Below are 21,477 nucleotides of genomic sequence, written 5' to 3' on the forward strand. Positions count from 1 at the left end.
CGTCTTCACCTAATTGTGCAGGTACTGCTCTTCTTTTAATCCTTCAAAATGTTGTTGCTTGATCTTTTTTTGCCAAGGGCCTGTCATGATTTGTGTGAGTTGATTTTGAATGTTTAGTTTATTTAATATAAGTATTCCCACTCATCTAAAATACTCATGAATCGTCACAAAACTGGACAATTTGAATAAGTCAAAAACCAAAATGGACAGTAATTAATGATAACTTCCCGCAGCAACATGCGTTTGAATAAATAGCCTTTTAATAATAGATATTCCCTTTCTTAATTTTACAGCACTACAATATTTCAACTACTTGTAAATTCTAACATTCAACCTAAGCTCAATAATAATCAACTTCATTGTGCATTGATATTTAGGATAAATGCTCATGGTTTCTTTTTTTAGTTTTTTACTTGGCAATCGCTCTTTTGTTAAATCAAAGGAATTGGCTAATTTACGCGGTCAGGTTCAGGCGATTAATAAATCTCAGGCCGTTATTGAATTTGATATGGAAGGTCATATTTTAATGGCCAATGACAATTTTTTATCGACTTTAGGCTATAGCCTTGAAGAAATTAAAGGCAAACATCACCGTTTATTTGTTGATGCACACACAGCAAAAAGCGATGAATATAAACAGTTTTGGCAACAATTAAATAATGGAGAGTACGTTTCTGGACAGTTTATGCGCGTGTCTAAAAACAAGCAGCCAGTCTGGATTGAAGCCAGCTACAATCCTATTTTCAATCACTGTAATCAACCTTATAAAGTTGTAAAGTACGCGACGGACATTACTCAAAAGGTTATTCAAGCAGCGGATTTTTCTGGCCAATTAAAAGCCATCGGACTTTCTCAGGCGGTCATTGAATTTGATTTAAAGGGCAATATATTAACAGCTAATGATAATTTTTTATCAACAGTTGGTTATCAACTTAATGAAATTCAGGGTTGCCATCACAGTATGTTTGTAGAGCCTGAATATGCAAAAAGCAAAGAATATCAAGCGTTTTGGCACAAACTAGGTTCGGGTCAAAGCAGTGTAGGTGAGTTCAAACGACTTGGCAAAGGTGCAAAAGAAGTTTGGCTAAACGCCAGTTACAACCCTATTATGGATGCCAATAACACCCCATTTAAAGTCGTTAAATACGCAACAGACATCACAGAAGAGAAATTAAAAAATGCTTTTGTTACTGGTCAACTAGCCGCTATCAACAAAGCGCAGGCAGTGATTGAGTTTGATGTTCATGGAAATATTCTACATGCCAATGAAAATTTTCTGCACACGTTAGGATATCAATTAGAGGAAATTGTAGGCAAACATCATCGAATGTTTGTCGATTCAAAACTTCACAACAGTTCTGAATATTCACAATTTTGGCAAAATTTAGCAAAAGGTCAATATGAAGCAGGACAGTATCGCCGTATTGGCAAGCACCAAAAAGAAATATGGATCCAGGCTAGCTATAATCCTATTTTAGATATGAATAATCAGGTATTTAAAGTCGTTAAATACGCAACGGATATTACTGAAGATGTGATTCAAAATGCAGATTTTAAAGGTCAGTTGGCAGCAATTGGCAAGGTGCAGGCAGTCATTGAATTTGATTTAAAAGGCAATATATTACATGCAAATGATAACTTTTTATCCACACTGGGTTACAGTTTAAACGAAATAAAAGGCAAGCATCACAGTATATTTGTGGATAAGTCCTATAGCCACACCGATGCATATAAACAGTTTTGGAAAAAATTAGAAGCTGGTAATTTCGAAGCCGGTCAATACAAACGTATTGATAAAAAAGGCAAGGAAGTATGGATTCAAGCCAGTTACAATCCGATTTTTGATGCCGTAGGCAAACCTTTTAAGGTTGTAAAATACGCAACAAATATCACCGAAAGTAAACTTAAAAACGCAGATTACGAAGGTCAATTAGCTGCTATCGGTAAGGCACAGGCAGTGATTGAATTTGATTTAAAAGGCAATATTTTAACCGCCAATGATAACTTTTTATCCACATTAGGTTACAAGTTAAGTGAAATTAAGGGTAAACACCATAGTATGTTTGTTGAGCCTTCCCACTCTAAAAGTACTCAATACAAGCAATTCTGGGAAAATTTAAGCCGTGGAGAATACGATTCAGGGCAATATAAACGTATTGCAAAAAATGGTGATGCTGTTTGGATACAAGCATCCTACAACCCGATTATGGATGCTGATAATCGCCCGTTTAAAGTTGTAAAATACGCCACAGATGTGACCGAGCAAGTTAATGCGGCCAATGCATTACAAACAACCGTTGATGAAGTTCAAAAAGCAGTAACGGCTGCTTCAAACAATGATTTATCAATACGGATTGGCCTGGAAGGCAAAAGTGGAATGTTGCGCGAATTATCCAGTGGCGTTAACGATATGTTAGAAAATATGTCTGACATTGTGCGACAAATATTAACAGCCGCTCAAGATATCACCACAGGCTCAACTGAAATAGCCAGCGGGAATAATGATTTATCTCTACGCACAGAACAGCAAGCTGCTAGTTTAGAAGAAACCGCTTCGAGCATGGAGCAACTTACTGCAACAGTGCAAACCAATGCAGTCAGCGCACGAAACGCAGATGACCTCGCATCTTCAGCTGCCATAATAGCCCAAGAAGGCGGGGACAGCATCAAAACAGTCATAACGACTATGACACAAATCAGTCAGTCTTCAGCTAAAATTGTGGATATCTTAGCTGTGATAGATGCTATTGCGTTTCAAACGAATATATTGGCTTTAAATGCAGCAGTCGAAGCAGCAAGAGCGGGTGAACAAGGTCGCGGATTTGCTGTGGTTGCCTCTGAAGTGAGATCATTAGCTCAGCGCTCAGCCACTGCTGCAAAAGACATTAAATCCTTAATTGAAGTGTCTGCTAACAAAATTGAAAACGGCAATCTTCAAGTTGCAAAATCTGGCGAAACCATGGAAAAAATAGTGACATCCATCAGTGATGTAAACACACTTGTTCGTCAAATTGCCGATGCATCTCAAGAGCAGGCATCTGGAATTAATCAGGTATCCATTGCCGTCTCGCAAATGGATGAAATGACGCAACAAAATGCCGCCTTAGTTGAAGAAGCCGCTTCAGCTGCAAAAAGCCTTCAGTTTCAAGCTGAAAAATTAAATAATCGTGTATCCCAATTCCGTTTATAATTTTTCTGCATTTTGGATTATTTATTGAGATTGATAGAATCTACTCATTTTATCAAAACGCTGAATAAATTTAATTTCTGAAGGCGCGTAAGGACTTAAAAGCAAACCTCTTATTTCCAAAATATTAACCAAGTATACAATTTTGATGTGGACATCTTTTAGAACTTGGATGATGGCCACTAATTTTTATTTGACTTATTTCGATCATTGCTATTTACTTGTATGTACAATCAATCAAATAACAAAACAATTATACTGAGACCCTATGTTTGAAACATGCCTATATTTTAATTTAAATCGAACCACTCGCCTGATAAATAAGATTTGGGATGACGCATTTAAGCAACATTCAATTTCACCTTCCCATGGATATTTACTACTTGCAATTCATCATGATTCATCTCAATTAACCGCCAATAATTTAAAAGATATTTTACAATTAGAAATTTCAACCATTACCCGATTTATTGATGTTCTAGAAAAAAATAAATGGGTAAAACGGATTACTTCACCCAGTGATAAACGCAGTAAATTTATTAGCCTGACAGCAAGTGGGCAACGTTTTGCCATTGAATTAGACAAAACGGCAAAGCAGTTATTTAAGACAGCACGCAAAAAAATAAATCCCGAAACTGTTGAGCAATGCGTGACACTTTGTCATAAAATTTCAGAAGAACTCAGTGTGTAATTGACAACACTAAAGGAATCAATATGTTTTTTGAAAACCAACTTAAAGCGCAAAATAAGTATCAAGATAAAACACTACCGCCAAAAGTGATATTAGAAAAAATGATCACGCAATATCTAAATCATACTCAGATTCAATTTATAGAAGAATTTCATTTTTGTTTTATAGCCACCAGTAATATGCAAGGAGATTGTGATTGCAGCTTTCGCGGAAGCGATTGCGATGAAAACACAGGTAACCTACTGCCTTTATTAGAAGTGATCGACCAAAAAACGCTGCTCATGCCCGATTTTTCTGGCAATGGATTATTGGATAGCGTTGGTAACTTGATAGACAACCCAAATATAGGGCTATTATTTATTCATCCTGATAAAGCGCAAAGACTGCGTGTGAATGGTAGCGTTAAAATAATCCTCCCGTCTGACGAGCATTTAAATACATGGCCAAAAGCAAAACGTATTTTGTTAATAAAAATTAATCGAGTGTTTTTTAATTGCCATCAACGTATTAAATCTTCCATATCAAATATGAATACTTTAGGAAAAAAATGACTGAATCTAAATTTAAAAAACTAACCTTTGAGCGTATAACTGGTGAAATAATTTCAAACACGAATCAACCAAGTGAGCGTGAATTAAAACTATTAGATTTTATATATGAACAGGAATTACAAATTATCGAAATCACAAAAACCTATGCTCAAGAAATTGAAGCGGCATCATGTTTTTTATAAATTTTAATTTTGGTTTAATTAAAATTTTGGTTTAATTAAAATTTTGGTTTAATTAAAATTTTGGTTTAATTAAAATTTTGGTTTAATTAAAATTTTGGTTTGATTAAAATTTTGGTTTGATTAAAATTTTGGTTTGATAAATAGCTGGATTTGATAAATAGTCGGGGTTGATAAATAGTCGAGGTTGATAAATAGTTGCAATATAAATGATCACATAAATTTATGTACATAGTATATCTAACTGTTAAACCTGTAAGAAGGTTAGATAGTTAGATATACAATTTTACGCTTTTAATGTTTACGCATATTATTGTAAGTGTTGGGTGTGTGCAAATCTTCAAATCCTGTGATGCCTGCATCTACCGATTCTACTTTTCCACCACGATTTAAAAATGCTTCTATATCAGCAGATACTTGGCTTGCGCGTTTTGAGTGGTTTTGAATAATCACATGTGATGTTTTTGGTTTTTGTGGGGTAATGATTTTACGCATTTTCGACTCCTTAAATCGACAGTGAATGAAAGCCCGCATCAAAGGATAAATATTTAATTCATCAGTGTTAAAGCGGTCATAAAATAATAGATTACATCAATATTTTTGCTGTTCGATTTTTAGACTAAAAATGTATAAAAATTGAATTTTCATACTTTTAATATTCACTAGACATAAAAAAAGACCCGAAGGTCTGTTAGTCGATCCATTATTCATTCTTAAATCTATTAGCAAGAATATTAAATGAATCAGTAAGCTTATTTAAGTCGGCGCTAATTTCTTTAGACTTATTTGTCATTGCAGCGCTTTCCTGACTGTTATCGCGAATTTGTACCACAATACTCGAAATATCCTCAGCAACTGTTGTTTGCTCATTAGCAGCAGTTGATATTTGAATATTCATATCATTAATTGCGCTGATGGATTTAGCAATATCTGCTAAAATTCCCGATGCCGTATTGACTTGCTCCACAACATCATCTGAGCGTTCTTGGCCTGTAGACATAGCGGTCACAGCATTGTTGGCACCATTTTGTACCGTTTCTAAAATCGACTGAATTTCACTTGTAGATTGTTGGGTTTTTTGGGCAAGGGTTCGAACTTCATCTGCCACTACGGCAAAACCTCGACCCTGTTCACCAGCACGCGCGGCTTCAATTGCAGCATTTAATGCAAGTAAATTAGTTTGTTCAGCGATGCCTTTAATTACATCTAAAACAGCACCAACATTGTTTGTATTCTCTGCTAGATTTTTTACAACTGCAGTGGCATTTTTTATTTCTTGTACAAAAGTATCAATACTTGCAATGGCATTGTTCATGGCAGTTGAACCTTTTGTCGCCAACTTATTGGTACTTTCAGTTTCACTGGCTGTAGTGCTTGCATTATTAGCAACATCTTGAGCAGTATGAGCCATTTCCTGAATAGCTGTAGCCACTTGTTCGGTACGACTTTTTTGACCCTCCGAAATACTCACCGCCTGATTAGACATTTTATCTAAAGAATGGGATGAACTAGAAAGCTGCTGACTAGAGTGCTGTAAATTTTCCATGACAGACTTCATGAAATCTTTCACTTGATTAATCGAGTGATTCAACACCCCTAACTCATCAGTACGCTCATCATCCAAAGGTTCCGTAATTTTACCTTTGGATACTTCGGACAAATCTGAAATACTTGCCTTTATTGGATTTACTACAAAGTGAGTAATAATATAAGCCGTTATAATAAAAAATATGAATGAAATAACTATAGAAATTACGATGCCTTTATTAATTATAAGATCGATAGATTTAAGTGCATTCACCGAAGGGTCTTCCGCAATTTCATATAACTGATCGGACAATGTTTGCAGTAATGCAGTGGGTTCACGATCAATACCACTTACTGCGGCATCGCCAATAGCGCTATCAAATTTGGCATTATCAAAAGCCTGTTTGCCTTTTGCGTAAGCTGCACCCATTTTAAGATGATCAACTTTGAATTTTTCTGCCAAGGCTAATTGATCTGGATAATCTTTTAAATGCTTAATTAATTCATCCACCTTTGCTTGAGTGATCGCCTGTTGAGCTAAAAATTTATCCCAATATTTTTTATTCTGTGCGCTGTCACTGCCTCGAAGTAATACGTTTTTCCATTCTTGAACTTGTTTTTTAAATTCAAACCCTGCCTCAACTGACAGCAATTGATTTCGGTCCATCGTAAGGCCAAGTTTTACAGATTTACCATTGTTCAGTAATTCTAAGCCGTTAAATAGAGTGAGTGATAAAAAGGATAGTGCAATCACAGAAAGCATTTTGTTGCGAATTGAGAGATTTGACCACATATGTTTTTCCAACTGTATTCGTGTTTATGAATTCAGTGTAGACAACATAGTGGTTTAGTAAAATTTGAATTGAAATAAATTGTTAAAAAAGTATACAGGGCAAATCCTAGCCTTTTTATTAATTATGAAATAATTGAAATTTTCTCAAATACAGATTGAACCAACGATAACACGCCGGCTTGATCTTGTTCGGATAATTGATCTTGTTTTATGGTGCTTTGAACCATTTTGGTAAAATCTTCTTCGAAATTATCTGACGCATCTAATAATGAAACAATCGAAATCACATATCCAAATATAAATAATTCCTGATCATTACAGGTTTTTTCTTTTTCTAATAAAAAGTCTAATGCTTGTTGTGCCGAACTCATTTAAATATTCCTCTTAATGCGCAATATCCATCTGGAAGTTTTGCTAAATATTGTTGATGCTCTGGCTGCGCAAAATAAAATATGAAGTCAGTTTCGATTTCTGTTGTAATTTGTGCATGTCCAATATCTTTAAGCTTTTTGGCAAAAGATTGTTGTGAAGCTAGAGCAAGTTTTAATTGTTGATTGTTGCAAAAAATAGCAGAGCGGTAAACGGTGCCAATATCATTTCCCTGCCTCATACCCTGGCTAGGATCGTGATTTTCCCAAAAAATCGTCAATAATTCGTTTACTGACACAATTTGAGGATTAAACGTCACTTTTACAGTTTCTGTATGACCTGTTTTACCTGTACAAGTTTGCTCATAAGTTGGATAAGCAGTGATTCCTCCAGCAAACCCAACAGCGGTATTACTTACCCCTTTAGTTTGCCAAAACAATCGCTCTGCGCCCCAGTAACAGCCCATTGCAAAGTAAATAACCTCGTGCTGCTCTGATTGATAATTCAAAGCAGTTTTAAAGATATCATGCTGGCATAAATGGTAAGTATGCGCGGCATTATCTTTAAGTGCGTTTTCAGGCTCAATCATCTTGGTTTTGTCAAAAAATAGATTCATAACAGGTAAAACCTTTAAAATGGTCTATATTTAAGGAAATTCAGATAAATGGTGTTTTCCATTTCTGAGTGAATTGATTTCTCTTAAAATAGGTATCTATTGAGCACTATCCGTAACTGCTCAAATTTGGCTGTGAGCTAAATAGTTACAAAAAATAGTTGCTAAGTTAAACGGAGCACACCATGTTTGAAAAACGTCGCTTTGAACGAATACAGTTTGATGCAAAAGCACATTTTGAATTTAATGATCAATTTATACAAGGCAAGTTGCAGGATATTTCTTTAAAAGGTGCGTTAATTCATCTAAATCATACCTATGAAGGTATATTAGATGGGAATTTAGGGGATCTAATCATCACATTAAATGACGGAAAAACTCGTTTAACCTTTGGTGCCACGATCGTTTATCATCATTCACACGATGTTGGGCTTGAATGTTTTAACATGGATTTTAAAACCGCCGAGCACATTACACGACTATTATCAGTTAATTTAGGTTCCGAAGATTTATTAGAAAGAGAGCTAGACAAGCTAATAGAGTCGTCAAATATTCACTAAAATGCTGAATCAAAACTGAACAGTTTGAATTTGGCACTTTAGTTCATAACATATTGTTTGCTAAACTGAAGCTAACAATTAAAGAAGATTACGATTATGCGTCAATTTGCGCCCCACTCAATGTTATGTTTTTGCTGCTTACTGCCTGTTTTGGCTTTAGCAAATCACAATCAAACTGATGAACCTACGTCACATCAATACTCAAATGGGGCAAAACACAAAACAAAATTGACGATCAGCCACAGTTCAAACACGACTCATACGTACTCAAATGCAAACTCCAGTTATTCATCAAGTACTTCTTACAGTACTCACTCTCATAATAATCATCACACTCATCACCATACCGGCTCATTAGAAGGGGATTTACTGTATATATTTTTGGAAATATTTGATGACTCACTTTTTTATGGTGGGATTGCAAGTATGGAACGTATTGATGGCAGTGACGGTGGACTAGGCCTAAGACCAAGAGTAGAAGGTGAGTTATTACTGCCGTTTTTTAAATTTGATGCAAGCGCACTGTCGACCATCGCACAAGATGAAATGGGCAGTGATTTGAGTTTTGAAATGGGCTATGGACCCTGGGGACTGCATTATCGTGACACTCAATTTTTCTCAGAATCTGCTTTGCAAATTAACAGTTTTCAAAAATTTGATTTTTTATATCGCATGTCATTTGGTTCGGATTTTGAATTAGATCTAGGTTTAGGCTCCTATCAAGTCAATGGCGAGCCGCAATTTTCGTTATCTTTTCCAATGAAAATTGCATTCACACCTTATAACATCATCGAGTTCAGACCTACTTGGACACAAGATGTGAGCGATTATGATTTAGCATTTTATGGTGGCACTGAGTTTTATTCATTTAAAGTGGGTTATCGCTACATCGTGCAAACAGATATTTATAATTACAATCCAGAACCTATCCAAGCTTATAGCAATATTTATGCAGGATTCTCAGCGCATTATTAGGCATACTATTATTTTTTAATAAAAGGTAAATTGAATGAAAGGAATATCACTTTATTTCACCTTAATTTTAGCACTAATTTTAACACTATTTTTAACACTAACTGGATGTGCCTCAGGGTTTAAAAGTATTGATGAAAAAATTAGCGAAGACACTCAAGATCTAAAAGAAATATCCCAAGCCAAACCCTTTAGTTTTTTCCCTGTTACAGGGCAAATATCCAGCCATTTTGGTTATCGGACTGATCCACACAACAAACAAAAAAAATTACATAAGGGTTTAGATATTACAGTGCCGGTTGGCACCAAAGTAATTTCAGCAGCCTCAGGACAAATAATGTTTGCAGGCAAACAATCTGGTTATGGTCTGGTGGTTGAAATATTACACGACAATCAAATGACCACTCGCTATGCGCACCTGAGTAAAATACTGGTTAAGCAACCGCAAACCATAGTGCAGGGCCAACTCATAGGGCTGTCTGGTCAAACAGGTAATGCAACTGGTCCTCATGTACATTATGAACTTTTATACAAAGGCGAACAGATTGATCCTTTTGTATTTACTAAGGATGGAAAAATTGTAGAAGCCAATTAAAAAATTACAATTTAACTAAATTCAAAAAACAACGCATATCAAATTCTAATTGAAAATAATCAGGCAACATATTCTGACAAAGTTGATAAAAAGCTTTGTTGTGCTCCTTTTCTTTTAAATGCGCCAATTCATGTACTACGATCATATTTAAAAAAGGCTCTGGACACTTTTTAAATATATGACTGATTCGAATTTCGTTTTTACTTTTTATTTTATTGCCTTGTTTTCTATTTACAAATGAATGTAAACCTAAAGCATGATTAATAACATGAATTTTAGGATCAAAAATTATTTTACTTAACGGTGAGGATTTTTTTATATATTGATTTTTAATTTCTAACACATACTCTCTCAATAACTTATCATTCACCACACCATGATGTGTTGGATATTTTTTATTGATGTAATCTTCTAATTTTTTTTCATCAAACAAGACTTGTACTTGCTGCCTAATATTTTCAGGATAGGCTTGAAGGTAATTAATTTCTGGCATAAGAGTGTTAATATAAAAATTGAAATGCATTCTACCAATTAATACTGTTTATTACGATCAATGGGTACGATCAAAAATAGGTATGATCAATAGACAGTCTGCATTTTTAGAATAATTAAATGGTGTTTAAAAAATTGGCTATGCCTTTTTTAGCATCTGCGTCATTATAATATTTATAACGAGCCATCATGTCATCTGTTAAATATTGAACAATTTCAAAATCTAATCCATTTTTGTCAAAACAATACATTCTTATACGCTCTGGTACCACTTCTGCAATTGAATAACGAATCTTATTTTTTTCGAATTTTTTGATCACTGCTTTTATATCATGGCAAATTAATCCCACATGATTCACTCCATGAAAATCATTCATTGCTCTTTGTGGACCTGTAATCCATTCAACCTGCTCTAGTGCAACGTAACATTCTTCATCTTGGTAATGTGCCCATTCTTCCTGTCCTTTTTCTGTTTTGCCTGACCATCCACCAATTTTTTTAAGATTAGGGTAAATCATCGTTAACAAATTCGCAGTGTCGACAATGTTAGGTACAGTGATATTAATATGTTCAATTTTCATAATCTTGCCTCGTTGTTGAATGAGGTTAGATTAGCAGGATATTTTATTAAGTAAATAAAAACATTTATTTAATAAAATAAAGACGAATTAAAACTTATTCAGCCTCGCGACAAATTTTAAAGTGACGAAAATTAAAAGTGACGAAAATTAAAAGTGACGAAAATTAAAAGTGTCTAAAATCAAAAGAAAGGAATGCATTGGTTTTAGAAAGGCGAAAAAAGATAGGAACAAAAAGTAACACCTCCTTCCTTGGAAGTGATTGAAATAGTTAGCTTGCAATACCTGCCAATCGATAAGGAAATTGACTGCCCATTCCAATGGATAATGCTTTTTTCAAACTGCGCTGTAATAAGCGGTGGCTATCGCCGACCGCTTCACAAATTTCTGCACCATGTGCAATATACCCAGCAATGGCTGCTGACAACACGCCTCCTGCGCCTTGAAATTGCTGATCGAGTTTGACGGAAGTGTAATCTTTTAAGCAACCGCTATTTGAATGTAATTGATTATGTATGGTTTTATCGGTTTTAGTGAATCGATTAGTTAATACGTATTCGCACTCAGTTTCTAAAATTAAATTCACAGCCATTTCCTCGCTTTCTGCATAGGGAATTAAAGTGAGTAATTCAGATGGATTTAGAATCGCAATCGTGCACATAGGTAAAATTAGATTGGTATAAGCATCGGTTAGCTCTTCTTGCTCTTCAACACTGGTTGGATCAAACACCACGGGGATATGCGGATAATCCATCAAAATAGAATGCACCGCTTCAATGTTTTCGATGCTGTTTAAATCACCAATTTTAATTACGCAAACTGGCATGTCTTCTAACACTGCACGAGCTTGAGCAACCAACGTACTGGCAGGAATGCAGTGTTGCCATTTCACTTCGCGAGAGTCCTTTGCAAACACGCCAGTAAGCGCGCTGGTGCAATGGCAGCCTAAAGAGCCTAATGTTTCGATGTCCCCTTGAAGGGCTGAAATACCGCTTGGATCATGGGAAGTAAACGTTAAAACGACAGGGAGTTGATTCATTTATTGGCCCAAAAAATTAAGTGAATGTAAGCATTAAAAGTAGCACAATTTCATCGATTGTCTAAAAATCAGCCGATCAAAAACGACTTTATTCCCCTTGCTAGAAACAGGCCATTGTCCTATGCTTGCCCGAATAATTTTTAATCATGACAGGAGATTTGCTGTGGGTCGTTTATATATAGTCTCTGCGCCATCAGGTGCAGGTAAAAGTAGTTTGTTGACTGCGTTGATTGACCAAGTACAAGACGTCAAAATATCCGTTTCTACCACCACTCGTGCATCGCGCCCTGGTGAAATAAACGGTAAACATTACAATTTTGTCACAATTGAACAATTTGAATCTATGATTCAACAAGACGAATTCTACGAACATGCAAAAGTGTTTGGCAATTATTACGGCACATCCAAATCCTGGGTAGCAGAGCAATTAGAGTCTGGTGTGGATGTGATATTAGAAATTGATTGGCAAGGCGCACAACAGATGCGTGAAGTGACTAAAGATATCATTACTATATTCATTGTACCGCCATCTATTGAAGCACTGCATAATCGTTTAGTAGGGCGTGGACAGGACTCAGACGAAATCATTGAAAAACGCATGAGCGAAGCAAGAAGTGAAATATCTCATTATGACGAATACGATTACGTTGTGATTAATGATGAGTTTGACCATGCCGTCAACCAGATCAAATCTATTTTTGCTTCAAACCGATTAACTCTTGAAACTCAACAACGCACGAACAAAGCACTTTTAGAAGCGTTGTTATAATAAAAAGGGTTTAAGAATTATTTCAAGATCACGTTGCTTTCAATATTATAGGTAACGTGCCTTGAAACATTTACATGTCTAAGTTGTATTTATATAAGTTGTATTTGTTTAAGTTGTATTTATCTAAGTTGCTTCCTAGAAAATTTCCAATCAAAATCACATCCTTGTGACACATCGTATAAACTCTAATACATATTTATTACCAACAATTAATGCTCACTTACTGTACTTTTATGAAACACATTACTTACTCGATCTTTTATTTTTTCAATGTTAAATAAAATCATTGGCAACATTAATAAAATCAATAACGTTGAGAAAGTCAAACCAAATACCAAACTGACCGCAATGGGTTGTAATAATACTGCATCTAAACTGGTTTCAAAAATTAAAGGTGAAAGACCAGCAACGGTTGTGATGGAAGTTAAAATCACAGGACGCAAACGTGAGGTTGCGGATTTTATTGCAGCATCAAAACTATTTAACCCTTCATCTAAATATCTTCTAAACACTGTCACTAAAACAATTGAATCATTAATGACAATACCCGACAAACCGATAAACCCAAAAATGGAAATTGTGGAAATCGGTAAGTCCATAATCCAGTGACCTGATATCGCCCCCATAATTCCAAAAGGTATGGTTGCTAAAACTGCAAACGGCCATAACCAAGACTCAAACACCCAAGCCAATATAATAAATATTAAAATTAACGCGACACCTACAGCCATTAATGCTTGAGTGAAAAATGTATTTAATTCTTCACGCTGACCTTCAAATGCTGGCTGCACATCAAATCGACTTGTAATGGTTGGTAGAATATTTTGCTCAACGTCGCTAAATAAATCATCAACATTATCACCTGTATATGTTGCAGTAATTGTAACTGATAATTTTCCATCACGAGATTGAATGCGATCAAGAGATTGGCCAAATTGTAGATTCACCAAAGCACCTAGTGGCAACGAAGTGCCATCACCCACTTGAATTGGCAAGCTAGACAGCCATAAATCCGAACCGCTAACGCGATCTTCTAATTTTAAATTAACCGGTATGGTTTCAAATGCTGTGTTCACGTCTGTTAATTTCAAACCATTTACTATTGATGAAACCTGAGATGTGATTGTATCTAACGTTAACCCTGCAGCTATTGCATCATTGGTTAATGACATTTGATATTGTGTTGAACCATAAGGAAGATCATCTGCAATATCAGAAAGCGCTTCATATTTCCCCAAAGAAACAATCGTTTCGCTTGCTGCTTGTTTGAGTACTTCTATATCATCACCTTCTAAACGTAATGAGAAATCAGATGAGCTAGATGGTCCTCTAAAAAATCGACGTGAACTGAATTTTAAAACATATTCATTAGGCGTATAGGCTGCTTGTACTTTCGCTAAATATTCAGCATTGGTTAAACTGCGCCCTGTATCGATTTTAAAATACACTTGTAATTCAACTTTACTTGGCTCAGTTGGATGATTAATTTCATGAATCATTGTATCGATATAATTTAAATTTTCTTCAGTGTCTATTTTTCTAACAACCGCTGCAATTTCTTGTAATGTTTGATCGGCTTGCTCAAAGGTGGTGCCGTTAATTAAATCCATTGAAAAAGTTAATTGAGATTGATCCAGACTTGGTGTTGCTTGAAATCCAATGCGTTCACTTTGTAATGCACCGACAATAATCAATACAAACGCAAGCATACCTGCCATTAAAATAGATCCATGGGTTACACAATAAGATACTCCTTTTCTAAAAGGCCCTTCACGAAATACATCAATTTTATGATCAAACCATTTACGATATTTATTTGGCTGTTTGGATTTTTTAGAACGCGTAAAACTGTGCCCCAAATGACCCGGTAAAATAATAAAACATTCAATTAACGATGCAATAATTGCAGCGGTAATGACAGTTGGAATATCAACCAAAAAATTACCAAAACTGCCACCAATTAATAATAAAGGTAAAAATGCAGCAATGGTTGTTAAGCTTGATGCAACCACTGCAGGCAACATTCTTTTTGCTGCTGTCATAGCTGCTGTTTGACTGTCCATGCCTTCTTCTTCTAACACCAAAGCATCTTCTGCTACCACAATGGCATCGTCAACAATAATTCCAATTGCAATCACAAACCCAAATAAACTGATTGTATTTAACGTAGTATCGGTGATACCCATAAACGCTAATGTACCTAAAAACGAAATTGGAATGCCTGCCGCTACCCAAAATGCAATACGCACTCGTAAAAATATAAATAGCACAATAAGCACTAATACCATGCCAAATAAACCGTTTTGCAACACTAGCGCCAGCTGCGATTCCACCACTTTATACACAGGATTAAATAAATGGACTTGCAACGTCTCTGGTAAAGTTTTTTCGTAAGCGGTTAACCATGTATCAAGTTTTTCTGCATTTTCTAAAGTGTCTTCACTACTATCACGTTTGACATCGATGCGTATGGCGTTTTTACCTTCAAATGTTATGACTTCTGCACGGTTTTGATATTGCTCAGTGATGTCGGCAATTTGAGCTAATTTAATTTGACCATTTTCAGTTTGTAAAACAATTACATCGCGCAATTGTTCGACAGTCCAGGTTAATTCTTTTGCCACCAACTGAGTACTGTTTTCGCCAACTTCCATTGTGCCACCTTGCACATTATTAAAGTGGCTTTTAATTTTTGCAGAAAGCTGATCAATGGTTAAATCTAATTTTGATAACTCACTTAATTTAATATCAATGACACGCTCTTTTGACGGCGCACCAATTAAATTTACTTCTGCTAGTCCTGCGTTTAATAATGACAGCTTTGTTTTCTGTCCTATTAATGTTAAATCAAAAATATCCATGTCACCGTAAATCATTAAGCTTGCAACATCTTCAGTGATACTTGGAATTTCAACGTCTTCTACTTCAGCTGCGGATGGTAAAGAAAGCGAGTCGACCATTTCTTGTACGGCTATTTGCGCATCTATAGGATTAACAGAATCATTGACACGCATAAAAAAGCTAGCACGTCCTGACTGGCTTGTTGAGCGAACAAAATCAAACATGTTTAATTGATTAATTTGTTGATCGATTGGGGCGGCAATATTATTTCGAACGGTTTGTGGATCGGCATTTTCCCAATTAACCGTTAAGCGTAAAACCGGTGCCTCGGTGTTTGGAAATAATTGACGATGTAATTGACTGTAACCCCACATCCCTGCCATTAAAATTAATAGCATGAATAAATTCGCGGCAATTTTGTGCTCTAAAATTTTATGATACAAACCCATAATACTCTCCTAGAAACTCAATTCTTTGATGACTTTGACACTTGTACCTGTGGCAGGGGACGACAAACGTGTTGCCAATATTTGTGTGTCATTTTCTAAATCATCGGCTTGTATTAATGTCCATTGGCTGTCATTAATAAATTGATACCCTAAAATTTCCACTTTAGTTTGTTGTAATCGATCTTCTCTAATTAAATACACATATTGACCTTGATAAATAGAATCAGAAGGTACGATAAAAGATTGAACACTTTGTAAGTTTATTTTTAACTCTATTGTGTCTCCTACTACAAACTCCTTATCACTTGGTAATAAAAATTCAACATTCACCGCACCACGTTCTGCACTGCTTGCCAAATAGGTTAAAATTAATTGTGTATTTTTATTATCTACCGTTAAATTTGCCTGGGTTTTATTTAAACTTAATAATGCATGTTTTGTAGCAGGAACCTGACCGCTTGCAATTAATGAATTTTGATCAATTAATGTGATCACTTGATCACCTGCTTTCAATTTTTGATTCACTGTTGCATTTAAATTAATAATTTTTGCAGGGTAGGGCGCTTTAATTAAATAGTCACTAAGTTGCGATTGCAGTTTTTGTAAATTAATTTTTGCTGATGTTAAATTTGTTTCACGACTGATTTTTTCTTCTTTAAATAAATCAACGGTTAATTGTGCACTGCGTAATTTGTCAGTGGCAGCTTCAATTGATGAATCGTTTGAAAAACCATCTTTTAATAATGTTTGCTCTTTTTTCAAATTGGTTTTTGCATTTTCCAACAACACTAAATTATTATTGTATTGTAATTGCGCAATGCGAATACTTGCTTGTTGCTGATCAACTGCGGCTTGTTGAGCTTGAATCGACAATTGTAAATCTGATGAATCCAACTCAACTAATAACTGTCCTGTTTCAACATACTCTCCAGCAGTGGCTAACACCTTAACGACTCGAACCGCAGCAGGCGCTGCAATATTGTCCGTCACTTTTGCTTTTATTTTTGCCAGTATAGGTAATTGCGGAGAATAACTGTCTTCAACTAATGTAACCGCTTCAATTTGAGTGGCATTGGAAGTTAAGTTTTGACGGCCCCAACGCGAATTTCCCAGCGCACTTTGCATTTGTCTTGCAGCATTTTGTGGAGAGTTACTGCCTGGTCGTTGGTTTTGTGCCGCTGCGGTTTTGGCCGTTGCAGTAGTATCGGTTGTGGTAGGGGCAGTATCGGTTGTGGAAGGGGTAGGGGTAGGGGAAGTGGTAGGGGAAGTGGGAGTTGTTTTTGCTGATTGAGTTTTTGTATCATCTTGTTTGTCTGATGATCTTGCATCTGCTTGTTTTTGTTGGTGTTCGCCAAATTGAGTTTCACTGCCCTTTTCTCTATTACCACCACCTAAGGCTTGACGCATTTGTTGACGCTGTTCATCCGTTAAGCTTTGCATATAAGTGCGGCGTTCTTGGGAGGACATGGCTTGAATTTCTTGTTGAGATTTTAATTTTGAACTTTGTTTAGAATCGGGTGAGTCTGAATTACCAGCCTTGGTTTGCGCAGCACCTTTGTATTGATTGGGTTGATCTTCACCTGATGATTGGGTCAGCAGTAAATATCCACCAACACCAATTAAAATGAATACGGCTAATATAATAATTTTTTTCATGACTACCTCTTAGGAAAACAAGACAAACTGTGCGAATTTTCTATGCGAATTTTAACGACTAAAATATCAGTGAATTGTGCACCAATTATGGATGCAATATACCCAATTGGCATAATTATAGGAAGGCGGTGGCAATATAGGTCAAAAGTAATGGTTATTAAAAATATGGTGCGAAATAAAACATCGTCCTTGATGTTTGTAATTGTGAACATCGCCTAAAACGTGCTGGGAAATTGCTTTAGAACTGAGGTAACATCTTGAATCATCTCTTCATTTAAAACCAAATCAAAGGCGTCGATATTTTCCTCTAATTGTTTTAAGTTCGTCGCACCAATAATTGTGGATGTCACGCCATCAATTTGATTGCACCAAGCCAAGGCCAATTGCGCCACCGTAACGTTGTGTTTTTGCGCAACGTGCATGTATTGCTTAACTGCATCGTTAGTCATTGGCGTATCCCTAAATAGTGAAGCTTGATTTGAAATACTCCAGCGGCTGCCATGTGGTCTGGCACCATCTATATATTTACCCGATAACACACCAGCGGCTAAAGGCGACCAAGGTAAATACGCCACCTTCTCATGTATGCAATTTTCAATTAAATGAGGCCAATCTTTACTATGTAATAAGTTAAATTCATTTTGAATCGACACCATTGCTGGTAAATCGTACTGTTCGCTCAAACGTAAAAATGTATTCAGTCCCCAGGGAGAGTCATCAGACAAACCACAGTGGCGAATTTTACCTGCACGCACACAACGATCTAACCCTTGTAAAATATCCAACATGCTGGCGATATTTTCTTGGGTATCTGCATCACTAAATTGCACCTGATTTGGCCAATGTTTACCAAAATGCGACGACGTACGGTTTGGCCAATGCAATTGGTATAAGTCGATATAGTCCGTTTGTAGTCTTGCAAGAGAGGCATCTACGGCTGCTTCAACCGCTTTACCTGTAATTGGACCGCCATTTCTAACCCAAGGCAAACCAGGGCCTGCAATTTTAGTGGCGATCACAATTTTTGAGCGCTTCTGTTGGTTTTTAGCCAGCCAATTACCAATGATGGTTTCAGTAGCGCCATAAGTTTCTGGCGTAGGGGGTACTGCATACATTTCAGCTGTATCAATAAAATTAATACCTTGAGCTAATGCCGCGTCAATTTGCTCATCTGCTTGCCATTGATCATTTTGCATACCCCACGTCATGCTACCTAAACACACTCTTGACACTAATAAATCGCTGCTACCTAATTTTGAATAATGCATGTTTGCCTCATTTAAATAAGAATTGATACCATATTGCATGGCTCATCACGCTAACACAACGTGAATTTTGGATTATGTAAAATGCTTGTTACTATGGCTTTTTATTTTAAAAGATTCGAAAGTTATGAATACTGTTGATAGTAATGAATTGACTGACATTGAAAATGCGCAGACCTTGTTTTCATTTTCTAGCTGGTTAAGTGCAGGGTTTTGGCAAATATTACGTCATAAATGGCAATTAATTCCTGCTGCATTATTTATTATACTGACATTAGCTTGTTTGATAGTTGGAGGGGCAATTCTTGTGCAAACCAGTGAAGGAGATACACAAATGGCCGTTATGGGCTGTATTTTTATGCTGGCTGGCCTGCTCTTTTATCCTGTAATTTCTGTGGGGTTTTTCTCTTTATTTCAAAAATTAGAATATGATCGCTCCGATACCACTCATTACTTTAATTCATTATTCTCTGGCTTTGGCACAGCATTTTATAAGTTATTAGGACTTGGTGGTTTTTTAGTCATTGCCCATTGTATTTTGATTGCCTGTTTAGCATTCATTTTTTCAATGCCTGATATCTTTGCCTCACAGTTTATGCAACAAATTAACACAGACATGTTAAGTGATGAATACATAACTCAACGTAATACAACGATGTCATTCGCCACATTTATTCTTTATCCTCTCATAGCCTCACCCTTTGCTCTAAGTCCTTTAAAAATATTACTACAACCAGAAACGAGCATTTTTGCAGCAATGCAACAAAGCATAAAAATTGTATTTTCGCACTTTTTAAATTTCTTATTTTTTATTATTTTCAGCAGTTTTATATTTGTTTTTTTTATTATTGGCGTTGCACTAATACCCGCAATTTTTGCTGGTATTTTTAGTTTATTACCCTGGGAAAACCGCTTAGCTGTCGCTCAAAATTTATTTACAGTACCCGCTTTAGCCGTGTTTTTTGGATTTGGATTTTGCATTGCTTGGTTTTATTCTGCGATCTATCATGCTTATTCAGAATATAACAAGAACAGTTAACTCATATTCAGCTTCAACTGATATCATTAATTAAAATACTCACAATTGGATTACTTATGAAACACATGCTACTCAAAACTTTATTAATTTACTCTACGGTTATATTTGCTTCCACTTCTTATGCGGCCACACCAATGGACATGCCCGTTTTTGAAGATCCTACAGCGATGAGCGTTGACCAGTTGCGCAGTGAAATTCCTAAATTGAATCGAGCATTAGGCGCGAATCCGCCTTCGTTTTTTAATGTAAATCACAAAAACCAAATTTACAAACAGTGGAGCGAGTATTTGGGTGCCGCATTGATTTTACAGCCAAAATCAAAAGATGAAGCCACCGAAAAAGTTCACATATTAGCCACATTGTTTGTGCAGGGTTATAACTTAAATGTGACAGGCATGGCAGTTAAAGCACACGAGGCAATTCAATTTTGTTTAAAAGTCGCACCTGAGTCTTCCGAATGTAAATTGTTATCTGCTATGTTTTATATGAGTGCTGACGCGACTAAGTTAGAGGAAGTCAAACAAACACTTTTTGCCCTACGCGAACAATACGGCAAACATAAAAATGCAGAGGTAGAAATTGCCCTAGCTTATTATCATATTTACGCTAACGACCATAAAGCTGCATTAGAGCAAATTGATGCCATCGATGTATTTTTTGAACACCTATACAATGACAACATCAAAAAATACCGCTTAGAACATTTAAAAGAATTTAAAGTGGCGATCCTGCTTGAACAAGCCAAGAAACAAGATCAAAAACAAACGCCAACTGAGTAAATCCTTAAGTTACCTGAAAACATAAAATCATTTTTAATTAAACCACCATTTGGTGGTTTTTTTTTGAATTCATTACCTATACTACAATTATCCTTTTCAATTAAAAATTAGTTTCCTATGAAAAAAGTATTGTTAGTCGAAGATTCTGGCGTATTTCGTGAGGTAGAAATCACGTTACTTAAAAAAATTGAAAAAATATCTATCGTCATTTCAGTTAATTTAAAAGAAGCCATCACTCAATTAAATACCAATGAATTCGATTTAATAATATGCGATTATCAATTACCTGACGGAACGGGGCTAGATTATTTAAAAATGGTGAGGGAAAACGGCAGAAAAACAACCAAAGGAGTCGAAGTACCATTTTTAATGGTAACAGGAAACAATGATATGGACATTGTTAAAGACTGCATCAAACAAGGCGTAACTGATTACTTAGTTAAACCATTACAAGCGGTTTTATTTTTACAAAAATGTTGTAAGCAACTGGAACTACCTATGCCTAAGTTATAACTAATTACTATTAAGTTTTA

At 35.8% G+C, this 21,477-nt stretch carries 21 protein-coding genes; 11 read left to right on the forward strand and 10 right to left on the reverse strand.

The genetic code is table 11. The features are described 5' to 3' along the window. Positions 1-388: 388 nt before the first annotated feature. The 4 genes from TYM08_RS19535 to TYM08_RS19550 all read left to right on the forward strand — a co-directional run bounded on the left by TYM08_RS19535 (position 389) and on the right by TYM08_RS19550 (position 4,611). The gene (locus TYM08_RS19535; RefSeq protein WP_422380832.1) at positions 389-3,190 is read left to right on the forward strand and encodes a methyl-accepting chemotaxis protein; all 2,802 of its coding nucleotides are present in this window, start codon (positions 389-391) and stop codon (positions 3,188-3,190) included. A gap of 265 nt (positions 3,191-3,455) precedes the next feature. Beyond that, positions 3,456-3,878, forward strand: coding sequence for a MarR family winged helix-turn-helix transcriptional regulator (locus TYM08_RS19540; protein WP_422380833.1), 423 nt, complete (start codon positions 3,456-3,458; stop codon positions 3,876-3,878). A gap of 23 nt (positions 3,879-3,901) precedes the next feature. Then, complete coding sequence (locus TYM08_RS19545) at positions 3,902-4,429, forward strand: pyridoxamine 5'-phosphate oxidase family protein (RefSeq protein WP_422380834.1); 528 nt, start codon at positions 3,902-3,904, stop codon at positions 4,427-4,429. Beyond that, entirely contained in the window at positions 4,426-4,611 is a 186-nt protein-coding gene (locus TYM08_RS19550) for a hypothetical protein (RefSeq protein ID WP_422380835.1), read from the forward strand. The genes TYM08_RS19545 and TYM08_RS19550 overlap by 4 nt, the downstream gene beginning before the upstream one ends. A 291-nt stretch (positions 4,612-4,902) precedes the next feature. Here TYM08_RS19550 and TYM08_RS19555 read toward each other — a convergent pair whose 3' ends face one another. The 4 genes from TYM08_RS19555 to msrA all read right to left on the reverse strand — a co-directional run bounded on the left by TYM08_RS19555 (position 4,903) and on the right by msrA (position 7,913). Further along, the gene (locus tag TYM08_RS19555) at positions 4,903-5,103 is read right to left on the reverse strand and encodes a hypothetical protein (protein ID WP_422380836.1); all 201 of its coding nucleotides are present in this window, start codon (positions 5,101-5,103) and stop codon (positions 4,903-4,905) included. Between the two features lie 208 nt (positions 5,104-5,311). After that, the gene (locus TYM08_RS19560) at positions 5,312-6,928 is read right to left on the reverse strand and encodes a methyl-accepting chemotaxis protein (protein WP_422380837.1); all 1,617 of its coding nucleotides are present in this window, start codon (positions 6,926-6,928) and stop codon (positions 5,312-5,314) included. Between the two features lie 122 nt (positions 6,929-7,050). Then, entirely contained in the window at positions 7,051-7,299 is a 249-nt protein-coding gene (locus tag TYM08_RS19565; protein ID WP_422380838.1) for a hypothetical protein, read from the reverse strand. Then, a complete protein-coding gene (gene msrA, locus TYM08_RS19570; RefSeq protein WP_422380839.1) occupies positions 7,296-7,913 on the reverse strand; it encodes a peptide-methionine (S)-S-oxide reductase MsrA in 618 nt (205 codons plus the stop codon). Before msrA ends, TYM08_RS19565 begins: the two co-directional genes overlap by 4 nt. Positions 7,914-8,095: 182 nt before the next feature. Between msrA and TYM08_RS19575 the strand changes: the two genes are divergently transcribed. The 3 genes from TYM08_RS19575 to TYM08_RS19585 all read left to right on the forward strand — a co-directional run bounded on the left by TYM08_RS19575 (position 8,096) and on the right by TYM08_RS19585 (position 10,037). Further along, entirely contained in the window at positions 8,096-8,470 is a 375-nt protein-coding gene (locus TYM08_RS19575; RefSeq protein ID WP_422380840.1) for a PilZ domain-containing protein, read from the forward strand. Between the two features lie 96 nt (positions 8,471-8,566). Further along, complete coding sequence (locus tag TYM08_RS19580) at positions 8,567-9,445, forward strand: hypothetical protein (RefSeq protein WP_422380841.1); 879 nt, start codon at positions 8,567-8,569, stop codon at positions 9,443-9,445. Between the two features lie 34 nt (positions 9,446-9,479). Then, positions 9,480-10,037 carry a M23 family metallopeptidase gene (locus TYM08_RS19585; RefSeq protein WP_422380842.1) on the forward strand — a complete coding sequence of 186 codons (558 nt, stop codon included), beginning with the start codon at positions 9,480-9,482 and terminating at the stop codon, positions 10,035-10,037. 4 nt (positions 10,038-10,041) lie between these two features. Here the strand turns inward: TYM08_RS19585 and TYM08_RS19590 are convergent, their stop codons facing one another. The 3 genes from TYM08_RS19590 to thiD all read right to left on the reverse strand — a co-directional run bounded on the left by TYM08_RS19590 (position 10,042) and on the right by thiD (position 12,146). Continuing rightward, positions 10,042-10,530: a M48 family metallopeptidase gene (locus TYM08_RS19590; RefSeq protein ID WP_422380843.1), complete on the reverse strand. Its 489-nt coding sequence runs from the start codon at positions 10,528-10,530 to the stop codon at positions 10,042-10,044. A 115-nt stretch (positions 10,531-10,645) separates the two neighbouring features. After that, the gene (locus TYM08_RS19595; protein WP_422380844.1) at positions 10,646-11,110 is read right to left on the reverse strand and encodes a hypothetical protein; all 465 of its coding nucleotides are present in this window, start codon (positions 11,108-11,110) and stop codon (positions 10,646-10,648) included. A gap of 268 nt (positions 11,111-11,378) precedes the next feature. Further along, the gene (gene thiD / locus TYM08_RS19600; RefSeq protein WP_422380845.1) at positions 11,379-12,146 is read right to left on the reverse strand and encodes a bifunctional hydroxymethylpyrimidine kinase/phosphomethylpyrimidine kinase; all 768 of its coding nucleotides are present in this window, start codon (positions 12,144-12,146) and stop codon (positions 11,379-11,381) included. Between the two features lie 163 nt (positions 12,147-12,309). On the opposite strand from thiD, the gene gmk reads away from it, so the two are divergent. Next, positions 12,310-12,915, forward strand: a complete 606-nt coding sequence (gene gmk, locus TYM08_RS19605; RefSeq protein ID WP_425325074.1) for a guanylate kinase — start codon at positions 12,310-12,312, stop codon at positions 12,913-12,915. Between the two features lie 209 nt (positions 12,916-13,124). Here gmk and TYM08_RS19610 read toward each other — a convergent pair whose 3' ends face one another. From TYM08_RS19610 to TYM08_RS19620, 3 genes are all read right to left on the reverse strand, one after another. Beyond that, positions 13,125-16,205, reverse strand: a complete 3,081-nt coding sequence (locus TYM08_RS19610) for an efflux RND transporter permease subunit (protein ID WP_422380847.1) — start codon at positions 16,203-16,205, stop codon at positions 13,125-13,127. Positions 16,206-16,214: 9 nt separating this feature from the next. Further along, positions 16,215-17,861, reverse strand: a complete 1,647-nt coding sequence (locus TYM08_RS19615; RefSeq protein ID WP_422380848.1) for an efflux RND transporter periplasmic adaptor subunit — start codon at positions 17,859-17,861, stop codon at positions 16,215-16,217. A 215-nt stretch (positions 17,862-18,076) separates the two neighbouring features. Continuing rightward, a complete protein-coding gene (locus TYM08_RS19620; protein WP_422380849.1) occupies positions 18,077-19,168 on the reverse strand; it encodes an aldo/keto reductase in 1,092 nt (363 codons plus the stop codon). A gap of 85 nt (positions 19,169-19,253) precedes the next feature. Here TYM08_RS19620 and TYM08_RS19625 point away from each other — a divergent pair, with 85 nt between their 5' ends. The 3 genes from TYM08_RS19625 to TYM08_RS19635 all read left to right on the forward strand — a co-directional run bounded on the left by TYM08_RS19625 (position 19,254) and on the right by TYM08_RS19635 (position 21,457). Then, positions 19,254-20,165 (forward strand): hypothetical protein, encoded by a 912-nt coding sequence (locus tag TYM08_RS19625; RefSeq protein ID WP_422380850.1) that lies wholly within the window; start codon positions 19,254-19,256, stop codon positions 20,163-20,165. A gap of 56 nt (positions 20,166-20,221) precedes the next feature. Then, entirely contained in the window at positions 20,222-20,944 is a 723-nt protein-coding gene (locus tag TYM08_RS19630; RefSeq protein ID WP_422380851.1) for a hypothetical protein, read from the forward strand. A gap of 117 nt (positions 20,945-21,061) precedes the next feature. Next, on the forward strand, positions 21,062-21,457 hold the full coding sequence (locus TYM08_RS19635; RefSeq protein ID WP_422380852.1) for a response regulator: 396 nt from the start codon (positions 21,062-21,064) through the stop codon (positions 21,455-21,457). Positions 21,458-21,477 lie beyond the last annotated feature (20 nt).

The organism is Marinicellulosiphila megalodicopiae (assembly GCF_045862395.1).
Taxonomy (GTDB): Bacteria; Pseudomonadota; Gammaproteobacteria; order Pseudomonadales; family Natronospirillaceae; genus Marinicellulosiphila; species Marinicellulosiphila megalodicopiae.